Source organism: Mycobacterium sp. ITM-2016-00318, from assembly GCF_002968285.2.
GTDB lineage: Bacteria > Actinomycetota > Actinomycetes > Mycobacteriales > Mycobacteriaceae > Mycobacterium.
Map to the genome: position 1 here is coordinate 1,822,503 of NZ_CP134400.1, position 18,634 is coordinate 1,841,136.

Genomic DNA, 18,634 nt, shown 5'->3' on the forward strand with positions numbered 1-18,634 from the left:
CCGATCGCGGTTCGACGGTCATGACCCGCCGAATGTCCGCCGGTCCCAGAACATTACGAGCTTGGTGTAGTAGCGGGGGGTGAGCCGAACCAAGGCGTCTACTCCCTTGGCATCCTTGCCGACCAGCACGCGGCTTCGGTTGGCCTGCACTCCGTCGAGGATGATGCGGGCCGCCTGTTGCGGCGACATCTTCAGCAGCTTCTTGTTGTAGGCCTCTGCGCGTTGCCGTTGTTGTTCGGTGATCTCCGCTCCGGTCTTTTCGGCCTCGGTGATCGCGGCTGTGGCGATGTTGGTCTTTATGCCGCCCGGGTGCACCAGCGTCACCTGCACGGGGTGGCCGGCCGCAAGCATCTCCGCACGAAGGGATTCGGTGAATCCCCTGACAGCGAACTTGGTTGTGCAGTACGCACTCATCGATGCCTGTGCCATGATCCCGTTCAGGCTGGAGATGTTGACGACATGCCCGTCGCCGGACTCGATGAGATGCGGCAAGAACTCTTTGGTGCCGTGAATCACGCCCCATAGATTAATGGCGATGATGCGCTCGTAAGTGTCGTAGTCGCAGTCGATGACGGGCGCCGCGCCACCGGCGACGCCGGCGTTGTTGTAGATCTGGTGCACAACGCCGTAATGCGCGACCACTGAAGATGCATAGGCCTGGACGGCGGTACGGTCGCTGACGTCAAGAAGCTCGACGTGCGGCTCGGCATTGAGGGCGGCAAGCCTTTCGGCAGTGCCGTCGAGGCCTTCGTCGTCGACGTCTGAGATCGCGACGCGGGAGCCGCGAAGGGCGAGGCCGATCGCCAGTTCTCGGCCGATGCCCGAACCGGCCCCCGTGACGACTGCGACCCTGCCGTCGAACGAACTCATCAGCCGTTGCCCTTGCGACTCACCGAATTTCGTACTGACGCGGTCTCGTACGCGTCGATGTCGAAGCGCTTGGTCTGCCGGCGGAAGCGGAATGTGAAGTCGGGCCACAGGGTGGTGTTGTTGCCGTGGGCATCCAGATACCAGCTGGCACAGCCCCCGGTCATCCACACGGATCCACTGAGTTTGCGTTGCAGTTGGTCGTTGTACGCGTCCTGCGCGTCTCGTCGCACGTCGACGCGTTGGAGGCCGTGACGTTTCATCGTGGTGAGGGCGTCGACGACGTAATTGATCTGGGATTCGATCATGTACACCATCGAGGTGTGACCAAGGCCGACATTCGGTCCGACGAGCACAAACATGTTCGGAAACCCCGCGATGGTCGTGCCTTTGAAAGCCTGCATGCCCTTGTCTGCGAACGTTTGGCTGAGGCTTCGTCCGTCCTTGCCGCATACGACATCGAACATCGGGGAGTCGGTGACGTGGAAACCCGTCGCGACGATGATGGCGTCCACCTCGCGTGCGGTGCCGTCTTCAGTGATGACTCGACGCCCATCGACCTCGCGAATGCCGTCAGTGACCAGTTCAACATGCTCGCGGTCCAGAGTGGGATACCAATCGTTGGCGATGAGCATCCGCTTGCACCCGATGCGGAAATTCGGTGTCACCTTGCGCCGTAACTCTGGGTCCTTGATCTCGGTGCGAATCTTGGCGCGCGAAATCAGCTCGAATGGCTTCATCATGCGTGGGTTCTTGGCCAGGCCGACGACCTGACTCTCACGCGCAGCGTAGATGCCTGCGCGGGCCAGCCGCAGCGTCGCAGGGATGTTGCGAAACGCCCACCGCTCGACGCGGCTGAATGCGCGATCGAAGCGCGGCAGCAGCCAGGGGGCGGTGCGCTGGTACACGTCGATGTGCGCCACGGTGTCCGCGATGGCTGGAACCAGCTGAATCGCAGACGCGCCCGTGCCGATGACGGCGACGCGCTTGCCGGCGAGGTCTGCGCCGTGGTTCCACTGGGCCGAGTGGAACAGTTCGCCATCGAAATCGTCGATGCCGGGGATGCCCGGAAGCGACGGCTCAGCCAAAGCCCCGAAAGCACCGATCAAGACGTCGGCGGTCATCGGCCCGTGCGAGGTCGAAAGCTCCCACCGGTTGTGCTGCTGTTGCCAGGCCGCTCTCGTCACTTCGCAACCGAACACGTGACGATCCAGGACGCCCGAGCGGCGCGCGACGCCGCGGATGTATGCCTCGATCTCGGGTTGGGTTGAAAACGATCGGGTCCAGTCGGGGTTGAGCGCGAAGGAGTACGAGTAGAGATGCGACGGCACATCGCAGGCCGCGCCAGGGTATGTGTTATCGCGCCACGTGCCGCCGACATCTTGACCGCGTTCCAATACGATGAAGTCGTGGTGGCCGGCCTCGTCGAGCTTGATGGCGGCACCCACACCGGAGAATCCACTCCCGACGATCGCGACTCGAACGTGGTCGGGTAATCGCTCCGCAGCTGCAGAATCGAGCTTCGAAGAGCGAGTCATCAATTCCCCCGTGGCCGTGTCCTCCCGCCGGGAGGGCGCTTCAGTCCAGTAGGTTACCGCTGTAGTCGGCGGAACCAGAACACGGTACGCCGGATGGGCGCCACTCAGCGAGTGGGAGTGAACTCGATGTGCAGCTCAGTGAGTCCGCGCAGCAGGAAGGTCGGCTCGTAGCGGTAACGGCGTTGACCGGATGGTCCGTGCTCGGCTTCGCTGATCTGAATATCTGCCATTCGGTCGAGCATGCGGTTGATCGTCACGCGGCCCTCGACCCGGGCCAGCGGGGCTCCCGCACAGGTGTGGATACCGCGCCCGAAGGCGATGTGCTCGCGGACGTTTTTGCGATCGAGTCGAAACTCGTTCGGGTCGTCGAACTTTCGCAGATCACGGTTCGCTGCGCCCAGGCACAGCATGATGACGGTTCCGGCCTTCAGCGGCACGCCACCGAGCGTGGTGGACTTGCGGACGAGTCGGAAGTCGACCTTGGTGGGGCTTTCCAGTCGCAGTGCCTCTTCGATGAATGGCCCGATCAGGGTGCGGTCCTCGCGCAGCTGGTCCTGCAGCTCGGGCCGGTCGCCGAGGACCTGAACCGCGGAGCTGAGCAATTTGGTGACGGTCTCCTGGCCCGCCCCGAAGAGGAACGTCGCCGGCCGGACGACCTCCAGTAGCGGTGGAACCGAGCCGTCGGGATAGGTCGCCGTGGCCAGACCGGTCAGTACGTCTTCGCGCGGTGTGATGCGGCGGTCGGCAATGTAGCCGCTGAACAGGTCGTCGAGATACTGCAGCGGGTTACTGCCGACAGGTTGGTGGTGAAGCGAGCCGGGGCGGCCACCCGGCGCACCGCCTGCCCCGAGGTTGCGACGGACCTTAGGGCGATCTTCATGCGGGACACCAAGCAGGTCCGCAATGGCCAGTGTCGCAAACGGTTTGGCGTACTCGCTGAGGAACTCGCATCGCCCGTTGGCAATGAACTCGTCGAACTGGCTGTCCGCAAGGCCCCATATGTAATCCTCGTTCTCCGACAAGCGGCGTGGTGTCAACAGGCGGCTCAGCAGCGATCGAGCCTTTTCGTGCTCCGGGGGATCCATGACGACCATGTGCTCGAAGATGGGGAACTCATGGCGGTGTCGGTCGATGAGTTCACTGATGTCGTCACCCTCGGGTGTGAAGGGCAGGGGTGGAAACGGTCCGCCGATGGCATTGACCGCGGAGAACACTTCGAAGTCTTTGAACGCCGCCTGGACCTCCTGGTAGCCGGTCACCGCGACGACTCCGTAGTGGGGTTCGGGCACTACCGGTCCCTCGCTGCGCAAGTACTCCCAGTAGGCGTAGGGATCCTGGGCGATATCGGAGTTGGTGAAGTAGTCCAGGTCCGCCAGGTCAGACATTCCTTGTGTGCCTTCCATTGGGCATCGAATCATTGCGAACTGGTGGGCCCGAAGGACTTGCGCCAACCTCTTCGGCTACGCGAACGAGCAGGTCGTCGAGGCGGCGCGCGAGGTTCCAACCCAGGTAGACGGCGAAGTGAACGACGAGTTCCTCGAGTTCTTGGCGAGTCATGTCCCCGAGCGCGAGGGCGGCCCGCAGGTGCTCTGTGACCTCTTCGTCGACCGTGGCCGACGCCGCGCTGCAGATGGTCACGATGCGCCGGTCGCGACGGGTGAGATGTGCTTGCCTGCTCCAGATCTCGCCGTACAGGTAGTCGAGTCGGGCGCAACCCTGATACGCGGTCGACGCTTCTGTCGCCGTGGCGCCGTGGATCTGCTCGTACGTCGCGGCGCCGCGTTGCCGGCGGGAAGTGGCCTCCGTCGGCTCCGCCCAGAGCTCGAAGTCGTGAGGTTCGAGTTCCTCGCCGCGCTCCTCGGCGATCTTGAACTTGGCCGCCATGCCGTACATCTGCATCACCGCCGCCTTGGGCCAGCCGGCCTGCGTGGCGAAGTGCAGGACGAATTCGTCGAAGTCGGAGTAGGCGATGTCCCCGCTATTGAGAGCGGCGTAGACGTGGGTTTCGATCGGGGTGACCGAGCCGGCGGCGCCGACACAAGTGAGAGTGATCAACCGCCGGTCTCTGGGCGTGAGAATGCCGCGGCGCCACATCTCACCGAAGACGTATCCGATCACCCCGGATTCGATGTACGCGCCGCTGGGATCTGGGCTGGCCGTTGTCATGATGTGCTCGTACTCGGCCCTTGCGGCCGCTTGCCGTTGTGCGCGAGTCATCCACTCGGTCATGCGGGTCCTTTCTTTCGGAGGCGGCGGGTAGCGCCGGTCAGAGCCGCATGATCCAGCCGCCGTCGACCGAGATGGTCTGGCCGTTGATCCACTCGCCCGCCGGTGAGCACAGCAGAAGCAACGTGCCGATCAAGTCCTGCGGGGGACCTGATGTCTTGCCGGGGATCTGCGCGCCGAGGATCTCGCGGAACGGTGAGTCCTTCGGCAGGCTCACATAGCCGCTTTCATTGTCGACAAGGCCCGGCGCGATCCCATTGACGTTGATGCCGCGAGAGCCGAGCTCAGCGGCAAGGTTGCACGTCAAGCCGTGCAGCGCGTACTTCGACACACCGTAGATGCCGCCGGGCATGAAACCACCGGCGGAAAGGCCGTTGACGATTCGTCCGCCGCCGCGGTCGGTCATCGACTCGACGACCGCCTGAGTGCACAGCAGCGGACCTCGCAGATTCACGTTGAGGACGCGATCCCAGTCCGGTACCGGCATGTTCGACAGCCCGTACGGCGGCAGGTCGGTCATGACGGCTGCGTTGTTGATCAGGATGTCGATCCCGCCGAACGCGTCTGTCGCCGCCGACGCCATCCGAGTGACCGACTCGGCGGAGGTGACGTCGAGCTCTACCGCGACGGCGGAAGACCCCTCGCCGGTCAGCTCATCTGCGAAGCGTTGCGCCGCTTCGAGATTGATGTCGGCGATCACGACCGAAGCGCCGGCTTCGCACAGCGCCTTCGCATACACCTCACCGATACCGCCCGCTCCGCCCGTCACCACGGCGACCTTGCCGGTCAGGTCGAAAAGTTCCTTCACATTCACTCCTGCATTACGCACATACTTGACCATTGAAGTCAAGTGCCTTAGGAATAAGTAATGTATCTTAAAAGCTGGGCACGATGAAGCCGGAGGACCATATGATGAGCGTTGACCTGAGCGTGCCCGTGGTGCACCTGCACATCGGAGGCGAGGCGCGAACGAGCGGTTCGGGCGGTGAGCACCAGCACGTCTACCCGGCAACCGGGGAGATCCATGGGCCGGTGCCGTTGGCCGGGACCGACGACGTAGAAGCGGCAGTGCGGGCTGCGCATGCCGCATATCCCGAATGGCGCGCCTGGCGGCCGGCCGAGCGCGCACGTGTCCTTCGCCGACTCGGTGAGTTGATGGAACGAGACACCGCCGAAATCGCCCGCTTGTCGGTCCTCGACAACGGGATGTCGGCGGGTATGAGCCAGCCACTCGTCAGCATCATGGCGAGTTGGACGTCCTATTACGCCGGCTGGGCCGACAAGGTCGAAGGGCGGGTGACGTCGTTCCCGGCGAACCAGCGTGAACTGGCCTACTCGATGCCCGAGCCGTACGGAGTCGTGGGAATAATCCTCACCTGGAACGGCCCTGTCGTCTCGGTCGGCATGAAACTGATCCCGGCCCTGGCGGCGGGAAATACGGTCGTCGTGAAGCCATCTGAGTTGACCCCGTATGCAACCGAGCACGTGATGCGTCTCGTCAAAGAGGCGGGATTGCCCGACGGAGTCGTCAACCTCGTGCTCGGAGGGCCGGAGACGGGTGACGCGCTGGTGCGCCACCCTCTCGTCGAAAAAGTCAGCTTCACCGGCGGACCGGCAACCGGGAGGAAAATCCTCACCGCGTGCGCCGAGTCCCTCAAGCCTGCAGTGCTCGAATTAGGGGGCAAGTCCGCGAACGTCCTTTTCCCCGATGCCGACTTGGACATGGCGGTCGCGATCAACGCCTTCAGCGTCCTCGGCACACTGGCGGGGCAAGGTTGCGCGATCCCGTCGCGCATGATCGTCCACAACGACATCTACGACGACGTTGTCGAACGTGTCCTCGCTGTCGTCGCCGGTATGCAATGCGGTGACCCGTTCGACCCCGCGACCGTCATCAGCCCGGTCGTCAGCCGCGAAGCCCAACAACGGATCCTTGCCATGATCGAGCGAGCCCAGGACGACGGGGCGAAGCTCCTGGCCGGCGGCCGCGTTCCCGGCCATCTGCCGAACGGGTTCTTCATCGAACCGACCGTGCTGGGCGACGTCGACCCCGGCTCCGAACTGGGTCAGACCGAGGTGTTCGGCCCGGTGCTCTCCTTGATGCGCTTCGAGACGGAAGAACAAGCGATCGAGATGGCGAACTCGACCCAATACGGGCTTGCCTCCTACCTGTTCACCAAGGACATCGACCGAGTGAACCGCATGGTGAGCGCCCTGCGAGCGGGCGGGGTCTATGTCAATGGGGCGAGCCCGGTCGTCGGCTGCGAGCTCGCGTTCGGCGGCGTCGGCATCTCGGGCTTTGGCCGTGAGGGCGGTCAGGAAGGTCTGTTCGAGTTCCTCCGTACCAAGGCGGTCGGCGTCGGATGAGCAAGGGGCTCAACCTCAAAGGCGCGGTTACCGTCCTGACGGGCGCAGGAAGCGGGATCGGTCGCGCCACCGCCGTTGCGTTCGCCGAGCGCGGAGCCAACGTCGTCGTGAGCGACGTGTCGGAAGCCAGGGTCGCCGAAGTCGTCGACCAGATCACCGGCCTCGGCCATCCGGCGATCGGGCTGACCGCCGACGTGACGGTCGAAGCCGATCTGTTGAAGCTCAGGGACGCTGCGCTCGAGCGGTTCGATCGAATCGACGTGGTGATGAACAACGTAGGGGTGATCGCGATGGGTGCGCCCGAGGCCCTCCCCGACGAGGCGTGGACCCGCACGCTCGACACCAATCTGCTCAGCATTGCCCGCAGCAACCGGGTGTTCCTCCCTCGCCTCATCGCGCAAGGCAGCGGACACGTGATCAACACGGCATCGGCGTCAGGTCTGCTCACGTACGGCTTCGACCGGCTTCCGTATGTCGCGTCCAAGCATGCAGTCGTCGGTCTGTCAGAGGCCTTGGCCACCTACCTGGGCTCGAATGGAATCGGGGTGACATGCCTGTGCCCGTCCGGAGTCATCACGAACATCCTGGAAGGGATCACCGTTTACGGCGAGGCGACCTCGACACCGCGCGCCCCGGCTCACCCACTGGTGAGCGCAGAAGAGGTCGGGCGGTTGACCGCCGACGCCGTCGAAGCGGGGCGATTTCTCGTGGTGACCGCATCCGAGGTGCACGATTCGTTGCTGGAACGCGCAAAGGACATCGAGTCGTACATCCAGGCGAGCATCGCGGCGCAATCATGACCGGATAAGCGATGATCCGATGGTGAACACGCAAATCGGACCTCCTCCGGCGACTGCGCTGCAGCTGCTACTGGCCGCTGAACGGCTATTCGCCGAGCACGGGCTCACCGGCGTATCGCTGCGCCAGATCTCACTCGAGGCGGGCTCGTCGAACAACTCGGCGATCCGATATCACTTCGGTTCGAAAGAAGATCTTCTGCGCGCGATCTTCGCCTACCGCCTCGGGGATCTGACACAGCGCCGCGCTCTCCTCAGTGCCCGCGCGAATCCCGATGATCTTCGCTCGCAGCTCGAAGCGCACATCCTCCCGCTGATCGAGTTGGCGGAATCTCCCGACAGCTCTTACGTTTCGTTCATCGAACAACTGCAGCGTGCTGGTGCGGTCGATGTCTTTGTGCATCAGCCGGATGCTCTGAAATCTCAAGAGAACTTCATCACCCAGATGCAGCGGCTCTTGCCGCACATCCCAGAACCCGGGCGGTCAATGCGAATTCAGCAGGCCCAAGACCTCGCGGTCCACCTTGCCGCGGAGCGGGAGCGTGCGATTCGCCGCAACGACGCAGCTGTCCCATTCGCGCTGTACGTCAGTGGCGTAGTCGACGGGCTGGCGGGCTTCCTCGAAGCTCCCGCTTCCGCAGAGACCGAACAGCTGATTGCACGCGGAATCTCGTCCTCTCGACGGTGACCCATGAAACCTTGAACGGCCACTGTCGAGTCACTTACCGGCCGGACTCTGGACTATTTCAGCGGAACGGAGTATCCAGCGGATATGGACGGCGTTGCAGGTGCCAGCGCGCACACGGTTCTCGCCGAGGCCGACGGCACTGCCTACCGGTCGTTGCGGCAGCGGCCGGTCACCCGAGCTGAGCGCTACGCCCTCGGCAAGGGCCTGCGTAAGCGGGTGCCGCGCAAGTCACTGGCCGAATGGGCGCCGCCGCCTGATCGCCCCGATCCAGTGGACCTCATCAATGTCAGCCACCAGGGGAGGGTCGACCGGCTGATTCCGATCCGGGTGGGTCGCATGGTCGCGTCGCCGTACGGCTTCCTGCGTGGAACCGCGGTGGTGATGGCCGAGGACGTCGCGCGTCTGCCTGCAACCGGAATCACGCCGGTGGTGTGCGGCGACTCGCACCTGGGCAACTTCGGGTTCTACGCGTCTCCCGAGCGGGATCTGGTCATCGATCTGAACGACTTCGACGAGGCCCACCCAGGCGGCTGGGAGTGGGACTTGAGACGGTTGGCCGCGAGCATCTGGGTGGCGGGGCGACACAACGGAACTTCGGAAGATCACTGCGGCGGTGCAGTACGGTCCTGTGTCGCCTCCTACCGCACCGAGTTGCGGCGGCTCGCCGACTTGCCCTTGTTCACAAGATCTTTCGTGCGGCTTGATGTAGACAGGCTGGCCGCCGAGACGGCGGGTCCGCTCAGCGAACAGGTGGAGCGGTCGGCGAAGCGGGCGCGTCACCGGACCGGCGACCGGGCGCTGCCGCGCTTCACCCATGAGGTGGATGGCGAGCGGAGGATCATCGAGGAACAGCCTTTGATCACGCGGCTGCCGCCGCGTGAAGCGGAGTCACTGGCGGAGGCACTGGACGAGTATCTCGACACTCTGCCCTCGTATTGGCGGCGCGTCCTCGGTGGCTACACGTTGATTGATGTCGCGCACAAGGTCGTCGGCGTGGGCAGTGTCGGCTTGCGCGCCTACGTGGCGCTGCTGGAGGGGTCATCGGAATCCGACGTCGTCTTCCTTCAGCTCAAACAGGCCCGCCGTTCGGTATTGGCGCGGTACGTGCACGGCGAATCGGCATGGCACGCGCACCAGGGGCAGCGCGTCGTCGAGTACCAGCAATCGCTGCAGACGGTCAGTGACCCGCTCTTGGGCTGGACCACCATGGACGGGCTCCAATACTACGTACGTCAGTTCCGAAACATGAAGGGGCGCATTCCCTTAGACGCGATGGATGCGGCGGCGCTGGCTGACTACGCCGGGGTGGTGGGTCAGCTTCTCGCCAAGGGGCACGCCAGGACCAGTGGCGCGTCGATGATCGCCGGGTACATGGGGAGATCCGACCGCGTCGACAAGGCGCTGTGCACGTTCGCGCAGCGCTACGCCGACCAAACCGAAGCCGACCACGCCGCCCTCGTTGCCGCCGTCGACCGCGGACTGCTTCCTGTCGAGCGCGGGGTGTAGGCCGCGTTCAACGGGCCAGCGCCGACGCGAACTCTCAGATGCGGGAAATCTGGCCGTTCGACTCCACGTGCACCGTCCCCGCCTCATGGGCTCCAGGCGAATCCGGCATCTCATGGCGACCACGGGCCTGCCTGCGCCGCACGAACCACACAACACCGCCGGCTGACAGCAACCCGGCGGCGACCACTGTCGGCCACGCCAGTATCTGAGCCAGCCAGACTCGTCGCTGAACTCTGACGATTCGCTCTTGCGCGTGCCGAAGCCGGGTGAGCTTGTCCATGCGCATCGGAATGCCCACGATCGGCCGGGCGAAAACGGTCAAACTGCGGTAACTCGCCGTAATGACAGCGGTGTCGATAACCTCATGAAGGTGTCTTGGCCACTGACGACGCCGAGCGAGTCGGGCGACAGCGCACGCCCGAACTGGCGGTCGGTTGGCGCGCTCTTCGGGGCGGTGGCGCTGGCCTACTCGGTGGGCGCGGCGTTGGCTTGGCAATCGTTCGGGGCCGAAGGGGGGACGCCGGCATTCTTCCCACCCGCAGGCGTGACGGTGGCCTTGATGCTGCTGACACCACGCTCCCGGTGGGCAGTCATCGTCGCCGCGATCGTTGCTTGCGAGCTCGCCGTCGATCTCTACTACGGCGTCGGCGCCCGGGGTGCGCTGGGCTATGCCGTGGCCAACTCGGTGGAGCCTGTCGTCGGTGCGTCGGTGGTGCTGGCGTTGTGCAACGGGACACCCGATCTTCGAAAACGCCGTGATCTGGCGAAATTCTTGGCTGGGGCCTGTCTGGTGGGCCCGCTCGTGGGCGGCTTGATCGGCGGCACCCTCAGCGCCGTCTCTTACGACCTCGGCTGGACCACTGCAGTAGTGCACTGGTGGGCAGGCGATGGGATCGGTGCTTTGGTGGTGGGCGCACCGATTCTCCTGTGGTCCACGCAGCACCACATATTGCGGGCTCGATCGGTCGAGACTGCCCTCGTACTCGTCGTCACCGTGCTGCTGTCGTTGGCGGCGCTCTGGTTGCAGGCGCCACCGTCACTGCTCCTGCTGCCGGTGATGGCATGGGCGGCTTTCCGGCTGGACGTGCTCGGGGCTGCACTGGCAGGCGCGGTGCTGGCCACCACCGTCAACTACATGACCCATTCAGGACACGGCCCGTTCACGGAACTGACTGTTGCCGCGCCGGCGCGGCTCGCGTTGACGCAGGTGTTCATCGCGGTGATCGTGTTGATGGCCATGCTGATCGCGCAGGAAGCCGCCGGACGCGTCGCGGCGGTCAGAGCACAGGAAGCCGAACGGCGAGAACGCGACCGGCTACAGGTCCTGGCACATCTGGCACAGCTCCTCTCGGCTGCACTGACACCCAGCCAGATCGGGGACGCTGTCGTCAACCAGTTGTACAAGGGGGCGGGCGCACAGGCGGTGGCGCTCGGCCTGGTGACACCTGACGGGCAGCGGCTGGAGTGGGTGAAGGCAGCCGGCTACCCGCAGCTTGTGCGCGACAAGTTCGCAACCGGAATCCCGCTCGATGACCCCACCGCTGCGACCGAAGCGGTGCATACCGGCCGGCCGGTGATGATCGGCAGTGCGGCGGAATACCACCGGAGGTACTTCAAGAACGCAGATCTGATGAAGCTGACCGGGGCGGAGGCCTTGGTCAACTGGCCGCTGACCTCCGGCGCCGCGCCGATTGGTGTGCTCGGCCTGATGTGGACGACGCCGCAACCGTTGGATGCCGCCCAAATGGCATACATCTCCGCGGTCGCCACCATGGTCGGACAAGGATTGGTGCGCGCTCAGGTGTATGCCGACGAGCACGCGAGGGCCGCGGTGCTGCAAGCCGCGGTGCTGCCCGCCGAGCCGGCCGACGTCGCCGACCTCGATGTGGCGGTCACGTATGAACCGGCCGACGGCGAGCACGGGCTCGGCGGTGACTGGTATGACGTGATGGCCCTGCCGAAGCAGCGGACCTACCTGGCGGTGGGCGACGTGGTGGGGCACGGACTGCCCGCCGTCGAGGACATGGCGCAGTTGCGCAGCGCCGGACGCGCCATGGCGTTGCAGGGTCTCCCACCCGCCCAACTGCTGGCCGAGTTGAACACCTTCACCGCCCACGCCAGTCATGGAAGGTTCGCAACCATGTACGTGGCCGTGTTCGATCCGGGAACCGGCACCTTGTCGTACGGTTCGGCCGGTCACCCGCCGGCATTGTTGCGTCGCTCGCGCGACGGAAACGTCGTGCGACTTGTCGACGGTCACGGCCCGGTGCTCGGACCCATTCGCGACGCCACCTACAGCGAGGGCCACGTGCGGCTCGAGCCGGGCGACATCCTGGTCATGTACACCGACGGCCTGATCGAGGGAACCGGCCGGGACATCGAGACGGGAATCTCCAAAGCGCAGCGGCTGATAGCAGGCTGGGAGTCGGACACCGCGTTGGCAAAGGGGTGTCGGCAACTCACAGAAACGCTTGCCATGCGACCTCGCCGAGATGACGTCTGCGTTGTCGTCGTGCAATTACGCCGCGATTGAGGCCGACCGTCGCACGCCGCCGAAGCGCCGCAGATTCAGTCGAGATCCGCGAGAACCTTGCGGGCGGCTTCGAGTTCGGCTTCGAGGGCGGCGACTCTGGCGGCCTGCTGGGAGCGCGCCTCCTCGATCAGCCCGTCGATCGGGGTGCAGAGGTCCTCGTGGAGCTCCTTGGCGGCGCGGGAGACCGCGGCGGCCGCGACCGCGAGGTTGCGTGCCAGATAGGTGGATCCTTGCTTGAGCTCGGCGCGCCACTCGCCGTCGGCGTTGCCGGTGACGGTGAGAGTCAGCTCGAGAGTCTTGGTCTTCTTGGCGGTCACCCTCTTGGCCTGAGTTTTCTTCGGCTTCTGCCCGGTGGAAGCGACGGAGGCCGGTGCGTCGGGCGCCGGTGAAGTCCCCGTAGGGGCGTCTTCGACGACGGCTCGCGAAATGGTGGGTGTGTCGGAGTCGGCCTCCAGCGCGTTGGCTGGCAGAGTGTCCACGGTCATCGTCACGGTGAGCTCCTTCTGATCATCGCCGGCATCGAGCGAGCTTCGGCAGTCATCCCCATTAGAACATAGGTTCGATTCGAACGCGAGCCCGGGGCTCGCCTCCACGAGCGCGACATGACGAAATAGCCTCGCCGCAAACGACTTTCGATTACGAAGTGCTCGGCCATCTCGCGCGTACGGGCCGCGGACGCACGAGTTGCGGCCACCAGAACCATCGGCCAAGCAGTGCCGCGATCGACGGCGTCATGAACGCACGGATCACCATGGTGTCGAACAGCAGACCCATCCCTATGGTCGTGCCCATCTGGGCGACCACGACCATGGCGCTCACCGACATCGACATCATGGTGAACGCGAACACCAAGCCCGCCGCGGTCACGACGGATCCACTGCCACCCATGGCGCGGATGATTCCGGTATTGATTCCCGCCGGAATCTCCTCTTTGATCCGGGCGACCAACAGCAGGTTGTAGTCCGCGCCGACCGCCAACAGGATGATCACCGCCATCGCCATCACCATGAACTCCAGGTCCAATCCAATGAGGTGCTGCCAGAACAGAACTGACAACCCGAAGGATGCACCGAGCGACAGCACAACGGTGCCTACGATGACGCCCGCCGCGACCACACTGCGCGTGATGATCAGCATGACGATGAAGATCAGCGTCAGCGCGGCGACGCCGGCGATCAGCAGGTCATATGCGTTTCCGTCGCGCATATCCTTGAAGGTGGACGCGGTGCCGCCGAGGTAGACCCGCGATCCCTCCAACGGCGTGCCCTTGATGGCTTCGAAGGCAGCGTTCTTGATGGCGTCGATCCGCTGGATGCCGTCGGCGCCGAGCGGATCGTTCTCGTGGGAGATGATGAAACGGACAGCGTGGCCGTCGGGGGAGATGAAGTTCTTCATACCGCGCTTGAAGTCTTTGTTGTCGAAGATCTCCGGTGGCAGGTAAAACGTGTCGTCGTTGTGGGATTCGTTGAACGCATCGCCCATCGCGGATTGGTTCTCGCTCGCCGCATATTGCTGTTCCTGCTGGCTCGACTGAGTCGAGTGCATCGTCAGCATCATGTCCCGCATCGTCTTCATCGTCTCGATCTGCTGCGGCATCATCGCCTGCAACTGCGGCATCAGGGAGTCGAGTCGCTCCAGATCCGGAATCAGGGCTTGGATGTCGTCGGTCAACATGTCGACGCCGTCGAGGGTGTCGAAGATCGCGCGCAACGCATGGCAGACCGGAATGTCGTAACAGTGCGGCTCCCAGTACAGGTAATTGCGCACCGGACGGAAGAAATCGTCGAAATCGGCGATGTAGTCTCGCAATTCGGCGGTATCGACCGTCGTTTCCCGCACCTTGGCCACCATGGTATGTGTGACGGCGGTCATCTCTCCCATCAGCGAGTTCATCGTCGTCATCGCGTCGATGGTGGTCTGCATCTCGTTGGCCTGAACCAACATGTCGTCCATGGTTCTTTCGCTGTACGAGCGATTGAGTTGCTGAAGTGTGCCGCTCATGCTCATCTGGGCCGGAATCGTGCTGAACTTCAGGGGCTTACCCTCTGGCCGCGTGATCGACTGCACCCGTCCGATGCCCGGCACCTTCGTCACGGCCTTTGTGATCCGCTCGATCACGAGGAAGTCGGCCGAGTTGCGCAGGTCCTTGTCAGATTCGACGAGCAGCATTTCGGGGTTCATGCGGGACACCGGGAAATGGCGCTCGGCGGCTGCGAATCCCTGTTGCGAGGGCAGATCGGCGGGTAGGTACTCCCGGTCGTTGTAGCTGGGCCGGTACCCCGGCAGGGTCAGCAGACCGATCAGGGCCAGGAGGATGGTCGCCGTCAGGATCCAACCCGGCCACCGCACGATCGCGGCGCCGATGCGTCGCCAGAATCGAATCCGCATCGCGCGCTTGGGTTCCAGCAGTCCGAAGCGGCTGGCGACGGTGATGATCGCGGGCCCGAGAGTCAGCGCCACGACCACGGCGACGACCATCCCGATGAAGAGCGGGATCCCCAGCGTCTGGAAGTAGGGCAGCCGGGTGAAGGAAAGGCAGAAGGTAGCGCCTGCGATCGTCATTCCCGAGCCGAGCACGACGTGGGCTGTGCCGTGAAACATGACGTAGTACGCGGACTCCCCATCCTCCCCGATCGATCTGGCTTCCTGGTACCGCCCGATCAGGAAGATCGCGTAGTCGGTCGTCGCCGCGATCGCGAGAGTCACCAGGAGCTGAGTCGCGAACGTCGACAGTCCGATGAGGTCGTTGTAGCCGAGGAACGCCACCACCCCGCGCGTCACCGACAGGCTCAGCACCATGATCGTCAACACGAGCAGGACGGTGACGATCGAGCGGTAGAAGAACAACAGCATGAAGACGATGACGCCGACCGTCACGATCTCGATGGTTCTGATGCTCGCGTTGCCTGCGTTTTCCTGGTCGGCCTGAAGTGCGGGGCCGCCGGTGACGTAGACCTTGACTCCGGGCGGCGGTGTCAATCCGTTGACCAGTTTTTGGGCTGCAATGACCGACTCGTTGCCGAGCGCTTCACCCATGTTGCCCGCGAGATACACCTGCACGTACGCGGCTTTGCCGTCCTCGCTCTGCGCCCCGACTCTCGTCAGCGGATCGCCCCAGAAGTCCTGGATGTGCTGGACGTGCTTGGTGTCGGCGCGAAGCTTGGCGATCATGTCGTCGTAGAACCGGTGGGAGTCCTCGCCAAGCGGCTTGTCGCCCTCGAGCACGATCATGGCCGAGCTGTCGGAGTCGAACTCCTCGAAGACCTTGCCGATGCGCATCATCGCGGCGACCGCAGGCGCGTCTTTGGGCGACATCGAGACGGCCTGCATCTTGCCGACCTCTTCGAGCTGCGGCACGGAGACGTTCAGCACCGCGATGAGAGCGATCCAGCCGATGATGATGGGGACCGCCAGCCGCCGGATCCAGCGGGCCAGACCCGATCTCCGCTGCTCTTCGGCGCGGGCGACGTCGATCGCCGGAGCGCTCACCAGGGCGTCATTCCCTCAACGCAGCAGTCGGACACCACAAACGGGGACGTGTCCCGTGGCGTTGCATTCGGCACAGCCATATCAAAACTCATCGATATTGCGGAGACTGGCTAAACGCTGACATCCGCACTGACCATGACTGACCCCGCAGCACTTCGACCCTAAGTGTGAATTCGTTCTCGGCAGGGTAAGCGAGTCGCATGATGGTGTGTGCACTGGCGGTTTACTGATGGTCCCGACACTGCGCAGCGTCGCGCGATGGAGTGTCAAACCTGCTAAGAACGTCGAGACGGCGATAAGCCCCAAGGTGAATGTCTTGCGCGGTTTGGCTGCTCGCGCGACGACTCCGCTGCTTCCTGACGACTACCTGAAGATGCTCAACCCGCTGTGGACCGCACGCGAGCTCCGCGGGGAGGTCATCGGTGTGCAGAAGGAAACCGAGGACTCGGCAACGGTGACGATCAAGCCGGGCTGGGGCTTCTCGGCCGATTACCGGCCCGGGCAGTACGTCGGCATCGGGCTGCGAGTCAACGGCCGCTGGCACTGGCGCTCGTACTCGCTCACCTCGGTTCCACAGCGGGACGAGAAGCACATCACGATCACCGTGAAGGCGACTCCAGAAGGCTTTCTGTCCTCACATTTGGTGAACGGTGTAGAAGCAGGGACGATCGTGCGCCTCGCCACCCCGAAAGGGGACTTCGCACTGCCTGATCCGCCGCCCCCGAAGATTCTCTTCATCAGCGCAGGCAGTGGCATCACGCCGCTCATGGCGATGCTGCGGTCACTCACCGCCCGCGAGCAGAACCCCGACATCGTGCATCTGCACTCCGCGCCGTCGAAAGATGGTGTGATCTTCCACGACGAACTGCGTGCGCTGGAGAACAGCGACCACAGCTACCGGCTGCACCTTCAGCTGACCGAGACGGACGGCCACCTCGACTTCCAGCAGCTCGACGACCTGATACCGGATTGGCGGGACAGACCGACGTGGGCGTGCGGGCCAACGCCGATGCTGGATGACATCGAGGGCGTCTTCGACGAGGCCGATCTCAGCGACCGTCTGCACATCGAACGGTTCACGATCGATCGAACCGACAAGGGCGGTGAGGGCGGCACCGTGACATTCGCCATCTCCGACAAGACGATCGAGATCGACGGGGCCACATCACTTCTGGAAGCCGGCGAGCAGGTCGGCATCCAGATGCCTTTCGGCTGCCGGATGGGCATCTGCCAAACCTGCGTGCTGCCCTTGGAGGACGGGCATATCCGTGATTTCCGCTCCGGCAATGAGCACGGTCCAGGTGATCGCATCAACACCTGCATATCCACCGCTTCTGGCGACTGCACTCTGAAGATTTAGGAACACGCACTCATGGCCATCACTGACATCAAGGCGTATGCCCATCTCACCCCGGAGGATGTCGAGAGCCTCGCCCACGAGCTGGATTCCATTCGCACCGACATCGAGGAATCGCGAGGCGAACGCGACGCCCGCTACATTCGCAGGACGATCCAGCTGCAGCGCGGCCTGGCCGTCGGTGGACGCGCCGCCCTGTTCTTCAGTCACAACCGGATCGCACGGCTAGCCGGAATTGCGATGCTGGGAACGGCCAAGATCATCGAGAACATGGAACTCGGGCACAACATAACCCACGGCCAGTGGGACTGGATGAACGACCCGGAGATTCACTCGACCGAATGGGAGTGGGACACCACCTCACCGAGCGTGCACTGGAAAAAGTCCCACAACTTCATTCACCACAAGTACACGAACGTTGTCGGTCTGGACGATGACATCGGGTACGGCATTTTGCGCCTCACTCGGGACCAGCGCTGGGAACGGTGGATGATCTTCAACCCCGTCATAAACCTCACGTTGGGAACACTCTTCGAATGGGGCGTCGCCGCGCACGGTCTGGAGACGACCAAGTTCCGCAAGGGCGAGAAGTCGAAGGACGAGGTGCTCAAGGATCTGCGCATCATCGGTAAGAAGGTCGGTAAGCAGGTCGGCAAGGACTACGTCGTGTTTCCCGCACTGGCCGGGAAGAACTGGAAGTCCACCATGAAGGCCAACGCGATCGCGAACCTGATCCGCAACTACTGGTCCTACATGGTGATTTTCTGCGGGCATTTCCCCGACGGCGCGGAGAAGTTCACCAAGCAAGAGTTCGAGAACGAGACCCAGGGTGAGTGGTATCTCCGGCAGATGCTGGGGTCTGCGAATTTTGATGCCGGGCCGGTGATGGCCTTCATGAGCGGCAACCTGTGCCATCAGATCGAGCATCACCTGTTCCCTGATCTGCCGAGCAACCGGTACGCCGAGATCGGTGAGCGTGTGCGCGCGTTGTGCGAAAAGTACGACCTACCATATACAACAGGTTCGCTTCCACGGCAGTACATGCAGTCGTTCTGGACGATCCTGAAATTGGCTTTGCCTGACAAGCTTCTCAAGGCCACGTCGGACGACGCGCCCGAGACCAACTCGGAATTGAAGTTCCGCATCCGGGGCGGCATGCGGGAAAGCTTCGGTGTCGACCCGGCCACTGGTAAGCGTCGCGGCCTCAGGACGGCGCTGCGCGAACTAGAGACCGGGGCGATGGCGACGGCCTGACACGCAGGACCG

At 63.8% G+C, this 18,634-nt stretch carries 15 protein-coding genes; 7 read left to right on the forward strand and 8 right to left on the reverse strand.

The window, feature by feature from the left end; translation table 11 throughout:
* Positions 1–18: 18 nt before the first annotated feature.
* The 5 genes from C6A82_RS08795 to C6A82_RS08815 all read right to left on the reverse strand — a co-directional run bounded on the left by C6A82_RS08795 (position 19) and on the right by C6A82_RS08815 (position 5,439).
* On the reverse strand, positions 19–870 hold the full coding sequence (locus C6A82_RS08795) for an SDR family oxidoreductase (RefSeq protein ID WP_105346163.1): 852 nt from the start codon (positions 868–870) through the stop codon (positions 19–21).
* Positions 870–2,405 (reverse strand): NAD(P)/FAD-dependent oxidoreductase, encoded by a 1,536-nt coding sequence (locus C6A82_RS08800; protein WP_105346165.1) that lies wholly within the window; start codon positions 2,403–2,405, stop codon positions 870–872. Before C6A82_RS08800 ends, C6A82_RS08795 begins: the two co-directional genes overlap by 1 nt.
* Before the next feature lie 104 nt (positions 2,406–2,509).
* Positions 2,510–3,790 carry a cytochrome P450 gene (locus tag C6A82_RS08805; protein ID WP_105346166.1) on the reverse strand — a complete coding sequence of 427 codons (1,281 nt, stop codon included), beginning with the start codon at positions 3,788–3,790 and terminating at the stop codon, positions 2,510–2,512.
* On the reverse strand, positions 3,783–4,634 hold the full coding sequence (locus tag C6A82_RS08810; protein ID WP_105346168.1) for a carboxymuconolactone decarboxylase family protein: 852 nt from the start codon (positions 4,632–4,634) through the stop codon (positions 3,783–3,785). Before C6A82_RS08810 ends, C6A82_RS08805 begins: the two co-directional genes overlap by 8 nt.
* A 37-nt stretch (positions 4,635–4,671) precedes the next feature.
* Positions 4,672–5,439: an SDR family oxidoreductase gene (locus C6A82_RS08815; RefSeq protein ID WP_199193814.1), complete on the reverse strand. Its 768-nt coding sequence runs from the start codon at positions 5,437–5,439 to the stop codon at positions 4,672–4,674.
* Between the two features lie 104 nt (positions 5,440–5,543).
* Between C6A82_RS08815 and C6A82_RS08820 the strand changes: the two genes are divergently transcribed.
* The 4 genes from C6A82_RS08820 to C6A82_RS08835 all read left to right on the forward strand — a co-directional run bounded on the left by C6A82_RS08820 (position 5,544) and on the right by C6A82_RS08835 (position 9,989).
* Positions 5,544–6,998 carry an aldehyde dehydrogenase gene (locus C6A82_RS08820; RefSeq protein ID WP_105346174.1) on the forward strand — a complete coding sequence of 485 codons (1,455 nt, stop codon included), beginning with the start codon at positions 5,544–5,546 and terminating at the stop codon, positions 6,996–6,998.
* A complete protein-coding gene (locus C6A82_RS08825; RefSeq protein ID WP_105346171.1) occupies positions 6,995–7,798 on the forward strand; it encodes an SDR family oxidoreductase in 804 nt (267 codons plus the stop codon). Before C6A82_RS08820 ends, C6A82_RS08825 begins: the two co-directional genes overlap by 4 nt.
* A 22-nt stretch (positions 7,799–7,820) precedes the next feature.
* On the forward strand, positions 7,821–8,483 hold the full coding sequence (locus C6A82_RS08830; protein WP_311101751.1) for a TetR/AcrR family transcriptional regulator: 663 nt from the start codon (positions 7,821–7,823) through the stop codon (positions 8,481–8,483).
* 84 nt (positions 8,484–8,567) lie between these two features.
* The gene (locus tag C6A82_RS08835) at positions 8,568–9,989 is read left to right on the forward strand and encodes a DUF2252 domain-containing protein (RefSeq protein ID WP_105346058.1); all 1,422 of its coding nucleotides are present in this window, start codon (positions 8,568–8,570) and stop codon (positions 9,987–9,989) included.
* Between the two features lie 34 nt (positions 9,990–10,023).
* On the opposite strand, the gene C6A82_RS08840 is transcribed toward C6A82_RS08835, so the two are convergent.
* The gene (locus C6A82_RS08840; RefSeq protein WP_233216979.1) at positions 10,024–10,311 is read right to left on the reverse strand and encodes a hypothetical protein; all 288 of its coding nucleotides are present in this window, start codon (positions 10,309–10,311) and stop codon (positions 10,024–10,026) included.
* 48 nt (positions 10,312–10,359) lie between these two features.
* On the opposite strand from C6A82_RS08840, the gene C6A82_RS08845 reads away from it, so the two are divergent.
* Complete coding sequence (locus tag C6A82_RS08845; RefSeq protein WP_233216978.1) at positions 10,360–12,522, forward strand: SpoIIE family protein phosphatase; 2,163 nt, start codon at positions 10,360–10,362, stop codon at positions 12,520–12,522.
* 35 nt (positions 12,523–12,557) lie between these two features.
* On the opposite strand, the gene C6A82_RS08850 is transcribed toward C6A82_RS08845, so the two are convergent.
* Together C6A82_RS08850 and C6A82_RS08855 are read right to left on the reverse strand one after the other, a co-directional pair.
* Complete coding sequence (locus C6A82_RS08850; RefSeq protein ID WP_105346063.1) at positions 12,558–12,950, reverse strand: DUF6319 family protein; 393 nt, start codon at positions 12,948–12,950, stop codon at positions 12,558–12,560.
* 208 nt (positions 12,951–13,158) lie between these two features.
* The gene (locus C6A82_RS08855) at positions 13,159–16,011 is read right to left on the reverse strand and encodes an RND family transporter (RefSeq protein WP_105346054.1); all 2,853 of its coding nucleotides are present in this window, start codon (positions 16,009–16,011) and stop codon (positions 13,159–13,161) included.
* A gap of 229 nt (positions 16,012–16,240) precedes the next feature.
* Between C6A82_RS08855 and C6A82_RS08860 the strand changes: the two genes are divergently transcribed.
* Both C6A82_RS08860 and C6A82_RS08865 read left to right on the forward strand, forming a co-directional pair.
* The gene (locus tag C6A82_RS08860) at positions 16,241–17,371 is read left to right on the forward strand and encodes a ferredoxin reductase (RefSeq protein ID WP_105346053.1); all 1,131 of its coding nucleotides are present in this window, start codon (positions 16,241–16,243) and stop codon (positions 17,369–17,371) included.
* 12 nt (positions 17,372–17,383) lie between these two features.
* On the forward strand, positions 17,384–18,622 hold the full coding sequence (locus C6A82_RS08865) for a fatty acid desaturase (RefSeq protein WP_105346051.1): 1,239 nt from the start codon (positions 17,384–17,386) through the stop codon (positions 18,620–18,622).
* Positions 18,623–18,634 lie beyond the last annotated feature (12 nt).